Origin of the sequence: Metabacillus halosaccharovorans (assembly GCF_002019635.1) — a bacterium.
Taxonomy (GTDB): Bacteria; Bacillota; Bacilli; order Bacillales; family Bacillaceae; genus Metabacillus; species Metabacillus halosaccharovorans.
Genome location: NZ_KV917373.1, coordinates 72,515 through 92,080, shown reverse-complemented (window position 1 = coordinate 92,080; position 19,566 = coordinate 72,515). Strand labels below are relative to the sequence as shown.

The 19,566-nt window shown below is 36.9% G+C and carries 18 protein-coding genes and 1 tRNA gene; 5 read left to right on the top strand and 14 right to left on the bottom strand.

The features are described from left to right. Positions 1–40: 40 nt before the first annotated feature. Complete coding sequence (locus BK577_RS24780) at positions 41–487, bottom strand: HIT family protein (RefSeq protein WP_078435464.1); 447 nt, start codon at positions 485–487, stop codon at positions 41–43. Between the two features lie 406 nt (positions 488–893). Between BK577_RS24780 and BK577_RS24775 the strand changes: the two genes are divergently transcribed. After that, a complete protein-coding gene (locus tag BK577_RS24775; protein WP_078435463.1) occupies positions 894–1,352 on the top strand; it encodes an anthrone oxygenase family protein in 459 nt (152 codons plus the stop codon). Positions 1,353–1,573: 221 nt separating this feature from the next. Here the strand turns inward: BK577_RS24775 and BK577_RS24770 are convergent, their stop codons facing one another. The 4 genes from BK577_RS24770 to BK577_RS24755 all read right to left on the bottom strand — a co-directional run bounded on the left by BK577_RS24770 (position 1,574) and on the right by BK577_RS24755 (position 5,062). After that, on the bottom strand, positions 1,574–2,374 hold the full coding sequence (locus tag BK577_RS24770) for a PP2C family serine/threonine-protein phosphatase (protein ID WP_078435462.1): 801 nt from the start codon (positions 2,372–2,374) through the stop codon (positions 1,574–1,576). Positions 2,375–2,452: 78 nt separating this feature from the next. Then, positions 2,453–3,220, bottom strand: coding sequence for an SDR family oxidoreductase (locus BK577_RS24765; protein ID WP_078435461.1), 768 nt, complete (start codon positions 3,218–3,220; stop codon positions 2,453–2,455). Between the two features lie 197 nt (positions 3,221–3,417). Further along, complete coding sequence (gene mobV / locus BK577_RS24760; protein ID WP_169908490.1) at positions 3,418–3,966, bottom strand: MobV family relaxase; 549 nt, start codon at positions 3,964–3,966, stop codon at positions 3,418–3,420. A 115-nt stretch (positions 3,967–4,081) separates the two neighbouring features. Then, positions 4,082–5,062, bottom strand: coding sequence for an aldo/keto reductase (locus BK577_RS24755; RefSeq protein WP_078435459.1), 981 nt, complete (start codon positions 5,060–5,062; stop codon positions 4,082–4,084). A 196-nt stretch (positions 5,063–5,258) separates the two neighbouring features. On the opposite strand from BK577_RS24755, the gene BK577_RS24750 reads away from it, so the two are divergent. After that, entirely contained in the window at positions 5,259–6,167 is a 909-nt protein-coding gene (locus BK577_RS24750) for an AraC family transcriptional regulator (protein ID WP_078435458.1), read from the top strand. Between the two features lie 72 nt (positions 6,168–6,239). Here BK577_RS24750 and yhbH read toward each other — a convergent pair whose 3' ends face one another. The 6 genes from yhbH to queG form a co-directional block, all read right to left on the bottom strand. Further along, the gene (gene yhbH / locus BK577_RS24745; RefSeq protein WP_078435644.1) at positions 6,240–7,409 is read right to left on the bottom strand and encodes a sporulation protein YhbH; all 1,170 of its coding nucleotides are present in this window, start codon (positions 7,407–7,409) and stop codon (positions 6,240–6,242) included. 352 nt (positions 7,410–7,761) lie between these two features. After that, positions 7,762–8,019: a hypothetical protein gene (locus tag BK577_RS24740; RefSeq protein ID WP_078435457.1), complete on the bottom strand. Its 258-nt coding sequence runs from the start codon at positions 8,017–8,019 to the stop codon at positions 7,762–7,764. Positions 8,020–8,271: 252 nt separating this feature from the next. Continuing rightward, a complete protein-coding gene (locus BK577_RS24735) occupies positions 8,272–10,167 on the bottom strand; it encodes a PrkA family serine protein kinase (RefSeq protein ID WP_078435456.1) in 1,896 nt (631 codons plus the stop codon). A gap of 659 nt (positions 10,168–10,826) precedes the next feature. After that, a complete protein-coding gene (trmL, locus tag BK577_RS24725) occupies positions 10,827–11,309 on the bottom strand; it encodes a tRNA (uridine(34)/cytosine(34)/5-carboxymethylaminomethyluridine(34)-2'-O)-methyltransferase TrmL (protein ID WP_102228173.1) in 483 nt (160 codons plus the stop codon). A 69-nt stretch (positions 11,310–11,378) separates the two neighbouring features. Further along, the gene (locus tag BK577_RS24720) at positions 11,379–12,278 is read right to left on the bottom strand and encodes an amidase domain-containing protein (RefSeq protein WP_078435454.1); all 900 of its coding nucleotides are present in this window, start codon (positions 12,276–12,278) and stop codon (positions 11,379–11,381) included. A gap of 363 nt (positions 12,279–12,641) precedes the next feature. Continuing rightward, positions 12,642–13,787 (bottom strand): tRNA epoxyqueuosine(34) reductase QueG, encoded by a 1,146-nt coding sequence (gene queG, locus BK577_RS24715; protein ID WP_078435453.1) that lies wholly within the window; start codon positions 13,785–13,787, stop codon positions 12,642–12,644. A gap of 91 nt (positions 13,788–13,878) precedes the next feature. On the opposite strand from queG, the gene BK577_RS24710 reads away from it, so the two are divergent. Then, entirely contained in the window at positions 13,879–14,541 is a 663-nt protein-coding gene (locus tag BK577_RS24710; protein ID WP_078435643.1) for a B3/B4 domain-containing protein, read from the top strand. Positions 14,542–14,650: 109 nt separating this feature from the next. Here the strand turns inward: BK577_RS24710 and BK577_RS24705 are convergent. Further along, positions 14,651–14,724, bottom strand: a tRNA-Gly gene (locus BK577_RS24705). A gap of 311 nt (positions 14,725–15,035) precedes the next feature. Here BK577_RS24705 and BK577_RS24700 point away from each other — a divergent pair. Next, complete coding sequence (locus BK577_RS24700; protein WP_078435452.1) at positions 15,036–15,344, top strand: hypothetical protein; 309 nt, start codon at positions 15,036–15,038, stop codon at positions 15,342–15,344. 78 nt (positions 15,345–15,422) lie between these two features. Here BK577_RS24700 and BK577_RS24695 read toward each other — a convergent pair whose 3' ends face one another. Further along, the gene (locus tag BK577_RS24695) at positions 15,423–15,692 is read right to left on the bottom strand and encodes a hypothetical protein (RefSeq protein ID WP_078435451.1); all 270 of its coding nucleotides are present in this window, start codon (positions 15,690–15,692) and stop codon (positions 15,423–15,425) included. 404 nt (positions 15,693–16,096) lie between these two features. Here BK577_RS24695 and BK577_RS24690 point away from each other — a divergent pair, with 404 nt between their 5' ends. Then, entirely contained in the window at positions 16,097–17,698 is a 1,602-nt protein-coding gene (locus tag BK577_RS24690) for an MDR family MFS transporter (RefSeq protein WP_078435450.1), read from the top strand. A gap of 1,059 nt (positions 17,699–18,757) precedes the next feature. Here BK577_RS24690 and BK577_RS24685 read toward each other — a convergent pair. Then, on the bottom strand, positions 18,758–19,423 hold the full coding sequence (locus BK577_RS24685) for a hypothetical protein (RefSeq protein ID WP_078435449.1): 666 nt from the start codon (positions 19,421–19,423) through the stop codon (positions 18,758–18,760). Positions 19,424–19,566: the final 143 nt, after the last annotated feature.

Below are 19,566 nucleotides of genomic sequence, written 5' to 3'. Positions count from 1 at the left end.
ATGTTGAATTTTTCTTTGTTTGTTGTTAAGACTCATATTTTTATTCCTCTTTTTCATAGAAAGATTTTCGCTTAGAAAAAAAGGATTTTCTTTTATTCTCCGTACTTTTAAAGAGATATCTAATACCCTTACCAGCGAATACTTCATCTTTATATCTTGGAATAACATGTAGATGAGAATGAAAAATATGTTGTCCGCGTATTTCTCCACAATTCCATCCGATGTTATAGCCCTGTGGTTGATGTTTTTCATCCAGGTATTTTTTTACTTCTATAAGAAGCGTGTAAGTTGCATCCCATTCTTCTCGACTCAAATCGAATGCAGTTTCTCTATGTTTTTTTGGAACAATAAGTCCAGCCCCTTCAAGTTGGCTCCCTTTTATCTCAGATTGCTCCAACTGCAAGAACATACAATGATCATTACTTACTATTACTCTTTGTTTAGTCTCTAAATCCAGATGACAGAAAACACAATCATTTTTTTGCATGAAAAACAGCTCCTCTTAAAACAATACCAATATTTACTATTTCCAGTAGTGTCATTACATTTCTTCATAGGTAGTTAAATTACCTTTATTCTGTGATCGGAAAAACCTAACAAAGCTAAATTGGTTTTCTCTTTTCATAGGAAGCCTATTTGTATATTGAAAATCGTACAGAAAAATGGGGGATAGTCTATAATTAAGACAATAGAAGCTAATGAGGGGTACCTTATAGTAAGGCAAAAGAAGGTCCTAAACTAACAAAGTAAAAATAAGGATGAATTTCAACAATAAAGTGACGACGCTTTATTCTTTTTTTAGTAATGGATGAGTTTTAGTTCTAACAATGAAATCAAACAAATGTATAGTAAGATAAAATATGATTAATTGATTTTTCAGGAGATGTTACAATTTGGATTTCTTAGGTTTTATTACAATGTTAATAGCCGGCTTCACTGCTTGTGCTGAGTTTACTTCTTACGCTTTAGTACATCCAATTATCCGGCAATTACCACAAAAGCATCATATCCTTTTCGAACAAGGTTCACTGAAAACATATGGACTTATTATGCCAATATTAATGCCTCTAAGTGTAATTCTAACATTGTCTTTCGCATTATTTACTAATGAACTTGGAAGCATCGAACTGACAGCTCGTTTTACCACTGCTGGAATGTTCATCTTAGCAACATTCATAACTATTAGATACAATGTTCCTATTAACAAGGAAATCAAACAATGGGATGCAGACAATCCACCCTCTGATTGGAAGGAGATCAGAAAACGATGGATGTTCTTCCAATCTGTTCGTTCTTGGTTGCTTCTTATCGGTTTCGTATCATTATGTTTCTCGATGGCAATATCTTATTGAGTTAACTGGCATTAGTTTAAAAGACAATATAGAAAAACAGAACGCTTGGATATTAACTTTCAAGTGTTTTTGTTTGCTATTCGGACGGATATTTGTAGCGCTAAACATACTGTATTTGAATACTAAAGTATAATTGGTGAAACCTTCCAGAAAAGTACTCGATTACTGAAAATGCTATTCTTTTTAACTTGCCACAAGGTATTAATTTAATAATAGATTTCCTAAATATCACTAGGTAACATTGCCGATTGGTTGATCGCTACTTTCCATGAAATGATTGTTGTACTATCACGTACATTATTTTTCTGAATTCCTTCTAACAATCTTTTAACACCCTTTTGATTGGAAATTCCATCGAAGGTGTTAAATATTTCAGTAGGATTGTCAAAATTAGTATGTGGACACTCAATTAACCCATCGGTTGTTAAAAAAATATGATTTTCCCCTTTTCGTAATTCTTTCCTTCCAGAACTGTAACAAGGAACTGGTAAATCAAAAGTATTATGTTGACCTACCCACTCATAAAAACTTCTATGATTCTGTTGAAATTCACCTAGTACTTTAAGTTCGGGATGATACAAATAAAGAATGCAGTCTCCTATCGACAGCCACCAAAGAAATTTCCCTTTCCTAACAACAAATAAACAAGCAGTTTCACCTTGAACCTTCTTACAAGCTTCTCGAAAGCGATCACTCTTAAAAATATTTAGAATAAAAGTAGAGATGTTGTCGAAAGCTTCTTTTACCTGCAATTTTAATATTTGTTGCACAGAGTCTATTTCTTTTTCAAAGGTTGTAAGAACTAATTCTGCACTTTGTGCTGTATTGTGAGCATCAAGAATAACCGCAAACTCCCATTCTTCATCTTGATTAGTAAAGATTAAACATCCATCTTCATTCTTATATTGCCCAGCTGAAGAGTTTCCACCAAAATGACCTATTACAATATCATTATTTAACAATTTCATGTGAATTTCATCTACAAAATGTTTTTGGCTTCCTATCCATCTATAATTACTCATGCTAAATTACTTATCCCTCCTTCATAAAAAACTCAATTAATTGAAAAATTCAATTCACTTTATGAGATTTCTTTCACCTCACCTGGTAATCACCTTGTCCCTTAAATACTCTTCAAATGAAATCCTCCCAAGTTTTCGAAGAGGATTAGTATTTTTCCCTTCAGAAAAAGATTTGGACAGTTTGCCTGGTAAGGCTATGCTAAAAACTTTATTTGGCTCATGATTTAGTTTGATTTTTTGTTTAGCCATTTCTTTTAATGTTAAAATTTCTGGCCCTGCAAAATCTTCTATTCTTCCTTGTGGACCTTTTTCCACTAAGCCTATGAGATGTTTTGCAAATTCATTTACATCAACACTTTGAAATTTAAAGTTACCGGGGACAATATATCTATTAAAGAAAGGTTTTGATAGAAATATATTTTCGACAAAATGATGGAATTGTGTGGAGCGTACAATTGTGTGTGGGATAGGGCTATTTCTTAACAACTCTTCTGCTTCTAGTTTTTGCTTATAATAGGTAAATGGTATTTCATCGATCCCAACAATTGAAGGATAGATCATATTTTTTATGTGTTGCATTTTCCCTAGGAATTCTTTAAAACCTGAAACTTCAACGATTTTTGAATGTTTAACAGGACTTGTTGCTGCATGGATGATCACATCTACATCTTTTACTGCTTCTTCTAAACCTTCACCTGACAATAAATCACTATAAACCCATTCACCATTTCCAATTCTCTCAGGCTTTCTTCTAGAAGTTAGTTTAATTTGATAATCAGAGCTTTCTAGTTGATTTAGTAAGGCAGAACCTAGTTTTCCTGTTGAACCAGTAACAAGTATTCTCAAGTGCAACACTCCTATTCTAATAGGTTTGATTTATATTGTTAAAAATAGCTCATTACTTTAAGGACATTCCTTATAATATTTTAACATATATATCCAATTATATATATGTTAGGCGGCACACAAAAAGACCGTGTTGTCTGCCAACGCGGCTAATCCTTTTAAGTAAATATCTTCTTCAAAAAGGGAACTCGAAACGTCTACATAGAATATAAGTATTTTTCAATATCTTCCTGATTATTTAAAACCGATCGTTTCAAATCAAATCCTTCTTCAATCATATAATTAAGAATATCATCTTGAAGCATGGCCAAGTTTAACCTCGAAAATATATGATTTGCATTAAGTCTATAATCTTCCGTAATTGGCACAAGACCAACATGCATATGAGGAGGTTTTTCATCATTATGAACGTTGGCATAAATGATATTCTCAGCTCCATACTTTTCTTGTAGAAATTCCAAGGCTTTTATAAAAAATCTCTTTTTATTTTTGACTGAGATGTTTTCAAAGAACTTGCTTTCAGATGTAATGAGAAATTCACATAGTCTCACAGCATCTCTCCGGATTTTCTTTTTGGTCAAGACAGCTTGCTCTATTCTTGTTTCCACTGCTTTTATATAATCTATTTTTCTCATATTGACCAGGTCATAGTTTATACTTTCCATCCCTTGTTGATTGTGGAATTGAACTTCTTGAATATCAGAAGCTTTCAATTTTTGCATTCTTATAATAAAAAAGGAGCTCATTGGGACTAAACCTCTCTTTCCTACAAATGAATGATTACAATCCAAGTACCGCATTTTACTCTTAAATGATAATCTGCTCATGAAGAATGAACAGATTATCTTTATTGTTCAATACTTAATAATGTCCAACGATTGAGTGTGGGACATATGGTTCTTCCAAAAACGCAACTTCTTCCGCTGTTAACTTAACAGACAGTGCACTTACGGCATCTTCGAGATGCGATATTTTTGTAGCTCCGATAATTGGAGATGTTACTGTTTCTTTCTGTAGTAACCAGGCAAGTGCGATATAGCTGCGTGGAACGCCATATTTTTCTGCGATCGCTGCAACTCGTTCAACTACAAGTCGATCTGCATCAGCGGTCGCATCATATTTTGATTTTTGAATTTGATCTGTTTCAGAACGATGCGTTGTTACCGACCAATCACGTGTTAATCTCCCTGATGCCAGCGGGCTATATGGTGTTACACCAATTCCTTCTTCCTTACAAAGTGGCAGCATCTCCCGCTCCTCTTCACGGTAAATAAGGTTTAAATGATTTTGCATGGATACAAACTTAGTCCATCCATTTTTTTCTGCTACGTGTAATGCTTTTTGGAATTGCCAAGCAAACATGGCCGAGGCACCAATGTATCTTGCTTTTCCAGCCTTCACAACATCATGCAATGCTTCCATTGTTTCTTCAATCGGTGTATTGTAATCCCATCGGTGGATAATATAAAGGTCCACATAATCAGTTTCCAACCTCTTAAGACTTTTATCAATTTCACTCAGAATGGCTTTTCGGGAAAGTCCGGACCCGTTTGGACCTTCATGCATTTGCCCGTGTACTTTTGTTGCGATTACTACTTCATCACGATTCGCATATTCCTTAAGTGCACGCCCAAGGTATTCCTCACTTGTCCCAAGAGAGTACACATTTGCTGTATCAAAAAAGTTAATTCCCAACTCAAGTGCTTTTTTTATAACGGTGCGAGAGTTTTCTTCATTAAGAACCCATTGGTGAACCCATTTGCTGGCATCCCCAAAACCCATACACCCAAGACTTAACCGCGATACATCCAAGCCTGTTCTTCCAAGTTTTACATATTCCATGTTCATCACCCTCACTTTTTAAAATATTGCCTTCAGAAAATTAATTGAGATTCATGTCTTCCTTTATTATGCAACAATGTAAAAAGGAAGCGGTATCGTAATCCTATCAAGTTTTTGCCTAATCCTATCAGGACTGTTTACATGACCGGCAAGTGTAAGCTAGAATGTGACTATTACATCTATAGGAGAATTCGACATGCCTGAGGAAATCTACATACAGCAGAACGAACTTGCCAAACTCATTAAACGTTTTACAGTGCTGGATGGGGTTCATCCTACTGATATCCCGTCTTTATTTTTAATCCGTGAATCAAATGTTTCCGAACCGGTTGCAAGAGTGAATGAAACATCCTTTTGCATGATCGTCCAAGGTGAGAAGGAAGTTTTGTTAGCGGATGAACACTTTAGGTATGGTTCTGATCATTATATAGTTGCATCTGTTGACCTGCCTGTTACCGGACAAGTTGTAAAAGCTTCGTCTGACATTCCTTATTTGGCTGTTAAACTTGAGTTTACACCTAGCCAAATCTTAGATGTTTTGAGTGACGTTGACATTCGGATAGGAAAGGGGAAAAACGCCAAACGTGCTATGTTTGTCAGTAAAACAGAGCCTTTTCTATTAGATGCGGTCATTAGATTAGTACGATTGCTGGAAAATCCTAAACATATCCCGGCACTTGCTCCATTATTCACGAAGGAAATTCTTTATTGGATCGTACAAGGTCCTCTTGGAGAGGCGATTGAACAAATGGCAATAGAGGGAAGCAAAGGCAATCGAATTAGAGATGTTATTGAATATATCATCAATCACTATGAAAATTCTTTTAAAATCCATGAGCTTGCAGAAATTGCGAATATGAGTGTTGCCTCACTTCATCGGAACTTTAAAGAGGTTACGGCTATGAGCCCCATTCAGTTCCAAAAACAATTGAGACTCCAAGAAGCCAGACGCATGTTGTTAGCCGATTCGACAGATATCACTGACATTGCATTTCGAGTTGGATACGAAAGTCAATCACAATTCAGCCGGGAATATGCCCGTATGTTTGGTCTTCCACCACGAGATGATATAAAACGTGTGAAGGAGAATTCAATGGAAGGGTGAATATATAGGCTGATATTCACGAGAAAGCATTAAACTCATTAAAAAAAGCCCCAATTCACAGGGGCTTTTTGTTTAAGCATACATTTCGTTTTCTTCTTTCCTAAAGAAACTTTTCATCGCTTGGAAAACATCTGCTTTTTGTTTGAGGATATAATAGCGGAAATTCTCATCATTAATATTTTTATATGCGGACATTAGGGTTGAGTGACGGTTGTACTGATTGACTTCTCCATAACCAAAAATATTTGAAACCTTCATAAGCTCGCCAACAAGTTTGACACAACGAGCGTTATCTGATGTTAAATTATCACCGTCTGAGAAATGAAATGGATAAATATTATATCTTGCTGGACTATACTTCTCTTCAATGACTTCAAGTGCTTTTCGATAGGCTGAAGAACAGATGGTACCTCCGCTTTCTCCTTTTGAAAAGAAATCCTCTTCTGATACGACTTTTGCTTCGGTATGATGAGCGATAAATTCAATATCTACTTTTTCATATTTTGTTCGCAGGAATCTTGTCATCCAGAAGAAAAAGCTTCGTGCCATATATTTTTCCCATAACCCCATCGAGCCGCTCGTATCCATCATGGCGATAACAACGGCTTTGGACTCTGGTTTCACAACTTCATTCCATGTTTTAAATTTTAAGTCCTCAGGATAAATGGGATGGAATTTGGACTTTCCTGCCATAGCATTTCGTTTATACGCTGAAAGCATGGTACGTTTTTTATCAACATTGCCCATTAACCCGGTTCGTCTTATATCATTAAACTCAATATTTTCAATGACAATATTGTCTCGCTCTTTTTGTTTTAAATTTGGAAGCTCTAACTCCTTAAATAAGGCTGCCTCTAATTCTAATATGGAAACTTCTGCTTCATAGTAATCTTCTCCAGCTTGGTCTCCTGCCCCCTGACCTTTGCCGGGACCCTTCGCATCTGCTTGTGATCCATCTCTCGCAACAACATCACCGACCTGACTCTCCCCATCACCTTGGCCAACATGCTTATTTTTATCATAGTTATAACGGATTTTGTATTCGTCGAGTGAACGAATTGGAATTTTCACTACATCCTTCCCATTTGACATGACAATGCTTTCTTCTGTGATGAGATCTGGAAGGTTGTTACGAATAGCTTCTTGTACTTTTTCTTGATGGCGTGTTTGATCATCATGGCCTTTGCGATGGAGGGTCCAATCTTCTTGTGAAACAACAAAGTTTTGTTCTTGACTAGACATATAAACAATTCCCCCTCCGGTAATTTTTTTAAATTCATTGCCCGTGTTTTGCCATTTTTCATTCGTTTTAAAAATAAGTGTCACATTTTTCAAATTATCAGCATACATTAACGTGGATGAGTAAATAGATACGTACTAGCTCCGTCGATTTCTGTGGATTACTCTATCCTATGCGAAAGATTTGATTTATTGACAAATAATTTAGAAAATAAAACGGTAATCTTTAAAAATAAGACAAGGTCCCAAACCTATATTGGACAAGTTTAGAAAAACTTGGCTTGTCGCCAAGTCCTAATGGCGAAAGCCTTAGTGTTTCTTATACTTTCTGATAGGACAAAAAAAGAGAGTTACCTTAATTCTGCGAACTCTCTTTTCTATTATTCGTTTCATATTGAATTGGATCTGGAATTTTACCATTCTCTTTAACTTGTTTATTTGTTTTCATTTTTTCCATCATCTCTGACTGTTCTTCCAGATCTTTTTGGTTACGTATCATTGTATTTACAACTTTTTTCATTCGTCTATCACCTCTTGTGACATTTGTTTTTATATTCCCGCATTTCATTGCGGGTAAACTTGCACTAGGGGTGATAGCTCCTACAGATATCATCCATTCCACTCGTTTTTCCGTTCATTGCGGACAACATTTCAACCATGAACATTCTTTTTCCACCGATGGGCGATATTTCGATCATTCCGCTAACCTTATCAACCACTTTTGATCATATTTCGACCATTCCGCTAACTTATTCAACCACTTTTGATCATATTTCGACCACTCTGCCAACTTTTCCAGCCACTCTCTTTAAAAAAGAAAAGCTGACAAGTTTCTGCCAGCCGCATGGGGAGGTGTTGGACATATTTATCGGTTTAATAAGCTTCCGACATAGCGAAGTAAATCATTTGCAGAGTTTGAGTTGTAGCCGTGCTCATCAATAAGGCGTGCGACAACTTCGTTGACTTTCTTAAGCTGTTGCTCGTCTGGTGTTTTCGATGATGTTGTAATTTTCACTACATCTTTTAAGTCTGCAAATAGTTTCTTTTGAATCGCTTCACGTAAGCGCTCATGTGAATTGTAATCAAATCGTTTTCCTTTTCTAGCATAAGCCGAAATTCGGATTAAGATTTCTTCACGGAATGCTTTTTTCGCATTTTCAGAAATGCCAATTTGCTCCTCAATGGATCTCATTAATTTTTCATCTGGATTCATTTCTTCACCAGTTAATGGATCACGAAGTTTATTTTTATTACAATAGGCTTCCACATTATCCAGATAATTGTCCATAAGCGTTTTAGCAGACTCTTCATATGAATATACAAATGCTTTTTGAACTTCTTTTTTCGCCATATCATCATAAAGCTGACGTGCCACCGAAATGAAGTTTAAGTATCTTTCACGATCTTCATTTGAAATAGAGGCATGCTGATCAAGACCTTCTTTTAGTGCTCTTAATACATCCAGAGCATTAATAGATGGTACTTCTTTACGAATAATGGTAGAAGAAATACGATTGATGACATAACGCGGGTCAATACCGGACATACCCTCATCATTGTATTCTTTTCTAAGCTCATTCACATCAACAGAGTTAAAGCCTTCCACACTTTCTCCATCATACAATCTCATTTTCTTCACAAGATCGATATCTCCACGCTTTGGTTCTTTTAAGCGCGTTAAGATCGTGAACATGGCAGCCACCTTTAACGTATGTGGAGCAATATGAACATCTGATACATCACTTTCAGAGATCATTTTTTCATAAATACGCTCTTCTTCCGTGACCTTCAGATTGTATGGAACCGGCATAACGATAATCCGCGAATGAAGGGCTTCGTTCTTTTTATTTGAAATAAACGAGCGATACTCGGTTTCATTCGTATGTGCCACAATAAGTTCATCAGCTGAAATTAATGCAAATCGACCTGCTTTGAAATTCCCTTCCTGTGTAAGAGAAAGTAAATGCCATAAAAACTTCTCATCACATTTTAACATCTCTTGGAACTCCATCATCCCGCGGTTCGCTTTGTTTAATTCTCCATCAAAACGGTACGCGCGAGGATCTGACTCAGAACCATATTCTGCGATTGTCGAGAAGTCGATGCTTCCAGTTAAATCAGCAATATCCTGTGACTTTGGATCTGATGGGCTGAAGGTACCGATACCAGTACGTTTATCTTCAGATAGGAAGACTCTCTCAACACGAACATCTTCAATACGTCCGCCATATTCTTGCTCTAATCGCATCACATTTAGAGGTGATAAGTTACCTTCAATTCGAATTCCGTATTCATCATAAAAATCTTCACGTAAATGATGTGGAATTAAATGAAGCGGATCTTCATGCATTGGACAACCTTTAATCGCATACACTGCACCGCGGTCAGTTAAAGAATACGACTCCAACCCTCTTTTTAACATTGTTACCAATGTAGATTTACCACCACTTACCGGACCCATTAAGAGCAAAATCCGCTTTCTAACATCCAGTCGTTTGGCAGCAGGGTGAAAATATTCTTCCACCAATCTTTCAAGAGCATCTTCTAATCCATATAGCTGATGATCAAAAAACTTATAAGTACGTTTCCCTTCAACTTCTTCAATTCCAGCATCTTTTATCATATTGTAAACCCTGGAATGTGCTGATTGGGCAACCCACGGCTTCTCTTTGACAATCTCCAAATATTCTACGAAGGTTCCTTCCCACTTTAAGCGCTGTTCATCTTCCCTGTACTTTTCAATTTTTTTTAAGATATCCATAAGGACCTCCTTCATCATTGGTCGTACTTGTGACTAACTCGTGCAGTTTAATACACTTTATGCGAGGATGTCCTTTAACATTCTTCATTGGAGGGAAAAAGGTTGAATCTTTTTATGTGGAGGATACTTGATTTGTTTTTTATACACATTGGTGAGGGGGGAGTTCTCTTGGTCCCGATTGTCTTTCATTGGGTGAAAGACATTTCGATTCGTCTCGGTTCACATTTGTCTTTCATACTCCTGATAAAGGACATCCAATTGGCCGCCTTCACTACTTTTGTCTTTCATCCCCATAATGAAAGACATTTCGCATAGACTCGATCCCCCCTTCGCTTTCATCAAAAGAAACTTCAACTGTTAAACAAATTCCTTAACGAAAAAATTGGTTACGCATTCACATCAACTTCTGATTGGGTTATAATAATACTAGCTAGAAGAGGGAAACTATACATAATAGGTATCCTTAACTTTGAACAATTCAAGGAGGTAAACCGATGGGTTTCATTCTCATTTTAGGTGTTAGCTTAGCATTCCTTACGGCAATTTTTACAGCTGGCTACGAGTCAAAGCCGGGCGTAAAAAAATAATGAACACAAATAGGGAGATTCACTTGATTGATCTTTTATAAAGATCTGTATCACGTGAATCTCCCTTGTTTTTTAAGTAAGGCCAGGATAATTTTGTTGTCTTAATGCTTCATAAATTAAGATCGCTGCTGTATTTGACAGGTTTAATGAACGAACTTTGTCTGTCATTGGAAGACGCAGGCATTTGTCCATGTTTGCTTGAATTAAGTCTTTTGGCAAGCCTGTTGTTTCTCTTCCGAAAACAAAGAAATAATCTTTTTCTACATCACTGTAGTCAAAGGTTGTATGTGGTTGTTGGCCGAATTTTGTTAAGAAGAAAAACTCGCCTGATGCGTATTTTTCAAATAATTCATCAAGTGAATCATGATACACAACATTCACATATTCCCAGTAATCCAATCCAGCTCTTTTTAGCATTTTATCATCTGTTGAAAAACCCAGTGGACGAATTAAATGTAGAGTTGTATTTGTTGCAGCACAAGAACGTGCAATATTTCCAGTATTTGCTGGAATCTCTGGTTGATATAGTACGACATGTAAAGCCAATTTTTTCACCTCATCTAAGTCTGTAAAAAGGGATACGTGTTCCCTGTTAATTTTAATCCACTAGTCATTATACCATTGTTACTTCGAACTCGTATCATCGAGAATCCGAAAAAATGCATATTTGATATTTGGTGTATAGGCAGTTGAATCTTCGTAAGCCCAATAGCGCATTCGACTATTATAAGTTTGTGCATTTACTAACGGCATATTCTCTTCATCCTTAGCAACAACAAATGTTGTATGGTCATAACGTCCATCACCTTGAAAATCATAGCAAATAACATCACCAGGCATTAGCTGTTCAGGAGATGAAACAAATTCTGCTCTTAAGCCGGTTCTGGAATTAGACAAAAATGTTTTCATGGAATGGGCAACAGTCCAGCTATAGCTCCAATTATTTGATTGCATCCACCACCCATTGGACCGATTTGGATAGCCCCTCATCTTGGCTCCTCCAGCATGTAAGCATTGAGAAATAAAGTTCGTACAGTTCACATCAAAGTTTTTGTATTGAGGATTGCTGCTATTCCACCACCGCTCGGCATATTGTACAGCAGCCATACGGTCGTAACGAAAATCAGTTTCTTTGTTTCTCACTTCTTCAGACACCGGGATATCCGAAATAATATCTTTTTCTCCTTCAGATGTGACTAATTGATCATCTACAAGCTCATCTTGATAGAAGCTTGCTTTTCGATATTCGATTCTTTCTTCGAGGTAAAAGAGATCTTTTTGTTTATGTAACCATTTATTGTGACAGGCGTATATTGCTTCTTTTAAATGGTCTGTTCGTTTGTCCAGGTTTATGATTTGGATTTTTGAGTTACCTTTGATAATTTCTGTTTTTCTTTTTTGAGCAGATTGTAGCTTTCTTTCAATTGCTTGCAGTTCTTGGTCATTTCGTTCGTTTTTTATGTGTTTAGCATTTATGAGCATTTGAAGTCGTGCTTCGTTTATTTCAGTGAGTTGTTGTTTCACGTTTTGTCACCACCATATTTTGTCGTTATTACAGGATATGAGGTGACTGATTGGAAATAGTCGTGATTTAACGGTTTTCACAAACTTTGTTGCTTATAATAAAGTGTTCAGTCATAACCCGGGTTGATTTCCGTTGCAGGTACTCGCTTTCCGCGGGCAGTCTCTGGAGCCTCCTCAGTGCTTTGCACTTGCGGGGTCTCCATCAACACGCTCTCCCGCAGGAGTCTCGTACCTTCCACTCCAATCAATATCCTTTTATAAATTGTTACTTGGTAAAAGCATTATTTTTTACAAATAGCCTTTTAAATAAAAGCTTATAAAAACCAAAAAGGCGAAACATCTACATTAAGTAGAAATTCCACCTTATATCCCTGCTATTTCAGCTAAAAAGGACAAACCTTTTTCAATTTCTTGTTTAACCTCGTCATCCTGCTCTTTTTCGAGGGCTTTTCTTAATTCGGGTTCCATCGTGATGTCGCCGATTTTTCCGATTGCCCATGCTGCTGTTCCTCTTATGACAGGTCTTGGATCTTTGTGCATGACTTGGACTAAGTCTTCAAGAGCTGTTTTGTCTTTGTAATGAGCAAGTGCCAGGATTGCATTTCGCTGGAGGGGTTTTTTGCCTCTCCATGAACCGGAGATATGACCGAACTTTTCCTTGAATTCACGGTTACTAATCGTTAATAACGGCTTGAGTTTCGGCTTGGCGATTTCAGGATCGGGCTCCATTTCTTCGTGGAAATGAAAATCCTTCCCTTTATTGATTGGACAAATCGTTTGACATGTATCACAACCATATATTCGGTTACCGATTTTTGTTCGGTATTGTTCAGGGAGAAATCCTTTTGTTTGGGTGAGGAACGCAATGCATTTTGTTGAATCAAGCTGTCCCCCTTGTACAAGCGCACCTGTAGGACAAATGTCCAAACACTTTGTGCAGCTTCCACATTGATTTTCGATCGGTTGATCTGGTGGAAAAGGAATATTCGTAATCATTTCCCCTAAATATACATAAGATCCAAACTCAGGTGTAATAATCGAGCAGTTTTTCCCACTCCAGCCAATACCGGCTCGTTCCGCCACTGCACGATCAGATAGCTCACCTGTATCGACCATGGATTTCATCTGTGCTTCAGGCAATTTCTCCTTTATAAAGGCTTCTAATTTCGTCAAACGATCACGTAATACATCATGATAATCTTTTCCCCATGAAGCACGGCAAAAAATTCCCCGGCGGTCTTCCTTAGTACTTTTGGGAGCATTTTTCATTTTGGAAGGATAGGCCAACGCAATGGATATAATTGAGCTTGCTTTTGGCAGAAGCTTTATTGGATTCACACGTTTTTCGATATCAGATTCCTCAAAGCCTGATTGATAACCCAGTTCCTGTTGTGTTACTAGACGCTGTTTAAGTTCTTCAAACATATCTGCAGCTGTAAATCCGATTTTATCAATTCCGATCTGTTTACTGTATTCAATCACTTCTTTTTTCAATTGTTCTATTTCCAATGCCTTCCCCTCCTTTCTAAAGACTTATATACAGAAACATTCACTCACACTATGGTAAAATAACTAGACTATATTGTGGAGGTATAAAATGATGGAAATTACGGTTCAGGATCAATTAAAACAGCTCATTCCTGATTTTAAAATAGCTATTGTACACTATCAAGATATCCAGGTAGGTGACTCCCCACAAATGTTAAAAGGTAGATTACAGTTGTTTCAAGAATCTCTTTTCTTTGATTATGAAGATAAAAAAGTCACCGAGATCCCAGCGATTCTTGAATGGAGAAAAATTTTCAAATCAATCGGAACAGATCCAAATCGATATCGTCCATCAAATGAGGCACTATATCGTCGCGTTCAAAAACAGCAATTTCTTCAGCCTGTTAATTCTGCTGTAGATTTAAATAATTTTCTTTCGTTACAGTATCGCATCCCATTAGGAATTTATGATCTGGACAAGCTTTCAGGTCACATAACAATCAAAATCGGATCTGAAGACGATTCCTATATAGCGATTAACGAACGGGAAGTTCAATTAACGAAAAAATTATTATCATCTGATAACGAAGGAGCATTTGGCAGCCCTTATGTTGATTCAAAAAGATCTGCTGTTTCAACTGCTACAACTAATGCACTTCATATCGTTTATTTACAGCCATCCATGCCTCATAATGAAGCTGATCAGCTTTTACAAGCATTGTCTACAATGTTTACACAAATACATGGTGGCACTGCGTCATATCAAATTATTTAGTTTAGTCATAAAGGAACTCTTTATCAAGGGAGTTCCTTTTTATTATAATTAAAAAACGCAATGCATCGTTTATCTAAGAAACGAGACACTGCGTTGTAAGCAATATGTATGGAGCGGGTGAAGGGAATCGAACCCTCATCATCAGCTTGGAAGGCTGAGGTTTTACCACTAAACTACACCCGCAAAACATGTAATTAATTATAACAAATCATCTTTCAAAAATCAACAAGATTATTGAAGAATTTTGTCGAAATAAGTCGATAACAGTCGTAAAAAGTTACTTTATAAGTATAAGTCTTGTCTCATAAATAATCAAGCGTTTTTATTAATTTATTACCTTTTTTATTCTTTTTATTCATGTTTCTTTTCTACATTTTCCTTCATTAATAGACAATACCTAAACTGATGCCCATTCTTCCTAAACATATTCCCCAATTCCCCTATCTTCACATATAGTACAGAGTAAATCATTAACATTTGGGAAGGATGGTAGCATGAGATATAGAAATGGACGCTTTGGATTTGGTGGTGGCTACGGAAGCCCTGGATATAACTATCCGGGAGCAGGTTATGGTTATAATGCTGGTCAAGGCTATCCTGGTTCCGGATTTGGATACCCTGGATATGGATTTGGTGGTGGAGGCTACCCGGGGTATGGCTATGGCCCAGGATATGGTCCCGGTTTTGGGGGTTATGGATTTAACCCGCTTACAACAGGTCTTTTAGGCTTTGGCGCAGGTCTTCTCGGCGGAGCTGTTCTTAACAATAATGATGGTCCATTTCGTGGGTACTATTACTACTGATATAGGTTTTTAAACTTTTGACTGCGGGAGACGTTTGTATTCATTAATATTGGAGGCAAGCGTTTCTTGGCAGTTTTGTTAAAAAAATTGAAACATACCTAAAATGGCTGCCCCTATACTAATTCCCGTCCCAATAATCCATTTAATTAATTGCAGATGACTTTGATAGATTTTACTGTCAATTTCCTCTTGTGACGCAATCTTTTTTTCCATCAGGATCTTGTCCACTACGACACGTACATCATTCTCATTCAGATGATCTGAATGAAACTTTTCGAAATGTTCAAGCTGTTGTTCCAATTCATCGATTCTCTGTTCAAGTTCACGCAGCTTATCTGTTTCCTTCATTTTCATCCTCCCTTTACACCTTTTTTATTATGTATATTCTATATAGTAGAAAAAGGAGTAAGCTCATGTAGCTATTGAATGAATAAATGATGAAATTCATTGGAAAAGCGCAAGCGCCTTAATCAGCCTAGGGCAGCCTAAAATCGCGACATCAATCTCCACGTCTGCACTTGCACGTCCTGTGCGATCTGAGGCTAGGCGCTGGAGCTAGACACCTACACTAAGTACAAAATCTTATACTTTCCGAAAATAATAGTTGACTTCATGAACAATTTTTTCTAGTATCGGTATTCTAGGGTAATGAATTTTTAAAGATGCATACATATTTATGGGTAAAATACATCTCTAAGAGCATCCTTACTTAAGGTACAACATCTTTTTAAAGGGGAAAGAGGAGGAATGTTATGGAACATTTGGAGAACAGGCAGAAGGTTCTGATTATGATTGCCATCATGTCTGCAATGTTTTTTGCAGCTGTGAATATGACAATTGTCGGGACAGCTTTACCAAAAATCGTCTCTCAAATTGGGGGTATGGAGTACTTTGACTGGGTTTTCACCGTCTATATGTTAACTTCAACAATTACGGCGATGTTAGTCGGTAAGCTTTCCGATATTTACGGAAGAAAAATCTTTATTTTAATCGGTATTGGAATTTTTATGATCGGCGCATTTTTATGCGGAACTTCTGATGATATTATTCAACTTATTATGTATCGCGGTCTTCAAGGATTTGGGGGCGGGATGATCATGTCTTCTGCGTTTACAACAGTTGGTGATTTATTCAGCCCGCGTGAACGGGGAAGATGGCAGGGATTACTTGGTGCCGTGTTTGGATTATCAAGCTTATTTGGACCAACTCTCGGCGGTTATATTGTTGATAACTTTGATTGGCATTGGATTTTTTGGGTATTCCTCCCAATCGGTTTTTTCGCGTTTGCCTTAATCTTAAAACTATATCCTTCACAAAAAGCAAAAGAAAAAGAACCAATTGATTTTCTTGGATCTATTACATTAACAATTACGATTGTCTCATTATTATTAGGATTCACTTGGGCCGGAGATAAATTTGAATGGGCATCTTTTCAAATCATAGGCTTATTTTCATTAACACTTATCTCCTTACTTGCCTTTATCTTTATAGAACTAAAAGTAAAAAGTCCTGTGCTGCCGCTTTATCTTTTTAAAAACAGTGTTTTCACCGTTTCAAATATTGCGGGGATGCTGATGGGTATGGGCATGTTCGGAACGATCATGTATGTTCCTTTTTACGTTCAAGGAGTACAAGGCGAATCAGCAACAGTATCGGGTCTTGTTGAGATGGTCATGACCATCGCGATGGTTTCATCAAGTATCCTTGTCGGTAATTTAATTACAAAAACAGGAAAATATAAGATTTTTGCTTTACTTGGTTTAATCATCATGGCAATTGGCTTAATTATGAATTCCACATTACAGGTGGAATCTTCTCTAACTAGATTAATTCTTCAACTAATCGTTGTCGGAATTGGCCTTGGAGTCAACATGCCTGTCTTTAATATTACCGTTCAAAATGCAGTAAGCCATAAATATCTTGGTGTCGCAACTTCTGCTATGCAAACATTCAGGCAGATTGGCGGAACCGTTGGTGTTGCCTTTCTGGGCTCTGTTATGGGGAATAAGATGGCAAATGAGCTTTCTTCTACCACACAAGTAGAAAATGCTTCAACCCCACCGCCGGAAATGGCTGAAACAATGTCACAACTGCAAAATCCACAAGTATTAATGGATTCTGAAAAACTAGAAAGCATTCAATCAGAATTACCTGCTGAAATGGCACCATTCTTTGAACAATTTATTCAAGTGTTAAAAGAAGCTTTAAATACTTCACTAACAACTGTCTTTACTGTAAGTGCAGGTATTATCGGATTGGCCTTTATTGTGACACTTTTCTTAAAGGAAATTCCTCTCAGAACAACTAATAATGATGAGGAAGAGAATCAGGAAGTCGAGGTTGAGAGATCTTAAACTAGTGGAAGAGGATGTGCGGGTTGCACATCCTCTTTTTTGTAGAGACTGTACTTTGATTGGCATCACTTTTAGGGGGCTCAAAATGGAGTGTGGTTGATAAAACTATGATAGTGGTTGAATTTTAGTCAAAAGTGGTCGAATTAAGTTGAGAAGTAGTCGAATTCCTTTGATTAGCACCAATTTTAGGGGGCTCAAAATGGAGTGTGGTTGATAAAATTATGATAGTGGTTGAATTTTAGTCAAAAGTGGTCGAATTCCTTTGATTGGCACCACTTTTAGAGAGCTCAAAATGGAGTGTGGTTGATAAAACTATGATAGTGATTGAATTTTAGTCAAAAGTGGTCGAATTAAGTTGAGAAGTGGTCGAATTCCTTTGATTGGCACCACTATTAGAGGGCTCAAAATGGGGCATGGTTGATAAAACTATGATTGTGGTTGAATTTTAGTCAAAAGTGGTCGAATTAAGTTAAGAAGTGATCAAATTCCTTTGATTGGCACCACTTTTAGGGAGTTCAAAATGGAGTGTGGTTGATAAAACTATGATAGTGGTTGAATTTTAGTCAAAAGTGGTCGAATTAAGTTGAGAAGTGGTTGAATTCCTTTGATTGGCACCACTTTTAGGGGGCTAAAAATGGAGTATGGTTGATAAAACTATGATAGTGGTTGAATTTTAGTCAAAAGTGATCAAATTAAGTTGAGAAGTGGTTGAATTCCTTTGATTGGCATCACTTTTAGGGGGCTCAAAATGGAGTGTGGTTGATAAAACTTTGATTGTGGTTGAATTTTAGTCAAAAGTGGTCGAATTAAGTTGAGAAGTGATCAAATTCCTTTGATTGGCACCACTTTTAGGGAGTTCAAAATGGAGTGTGGTTGATAAAACTATGATTGTGGTTGAATTTTAGTCAAAAGTGGTCGAATTAAGTTAAAAGTTGGTTGAATTACTTAGAATAGCCTCACAATCAGGAGCAAAGCCTTTGATAGAAAAAGAAACTATCGTAAAAAAACTGCCAAAAAGAGCCTGACCTCCACAGCCAGACCCCTCACTCGTCTAAAGTTTTATTCCTCATTTACCTTTACTTCCACATCTGCACCTGCAGCTGCGGCTTTTTCAAGCTCTGCCTGTAGTTCGGCTTCACTTTTTATCTCTTCTTCTTCCTCAGTTTGATTGAACACCTGGTCCCAATCTTCTTTAGGATCGAACATTCCTTCTTCGAGTGTATAATCATTTAAAATAATATGAAGTTCGAGAAGCGTTTTGTAAACACGGTATATATTCTTCTGACTCTCGAAAGGACTAGAAGCTTGGTTAATTTGTATTAAAACCTGTAACAGGTCTTGGCTTATTGAATCACTGGCTTGTTCAGGTAAAAGTTCATCAATTTCCACTGCACGCTGATGCAGCTCTTCCTTTACACTTTCTGAAACCCAACTGTCTGAATAATTATCTTGTGGTCCATTTTTTCTTGCATTTTTAAAGTAAGACCCATTGACGATTGCTTGGAAATATTCGAACTGACTGGCTACAAGCTCTTTTGCTTCTTCTTCGTTCAATGCCTCAGCAGCAGCTTTTGCTTCTTCATCTACTTCAGCCATTGTTTCCACTTCTGCCTCTGTCGAACCTTCAGTAGTTAACTCTCCATTATCTTTAGAAGGATTTAACAAATACAAACTAACACCAATTATTATGATAGCAATAGATCCTAGTATGATTTTATTTCTCAATTTTTGACATCCTTTCTAATGACCCTTCGTATATCGTAATACATTTGGAAGAAAAATCAACTATTTTGCAGAAAAGTTGCGTTAGTTGTAAGATTTAACATGGTTTTGTAATAAGTGTCGTGCTGGTTGATTGGAGCTCCATG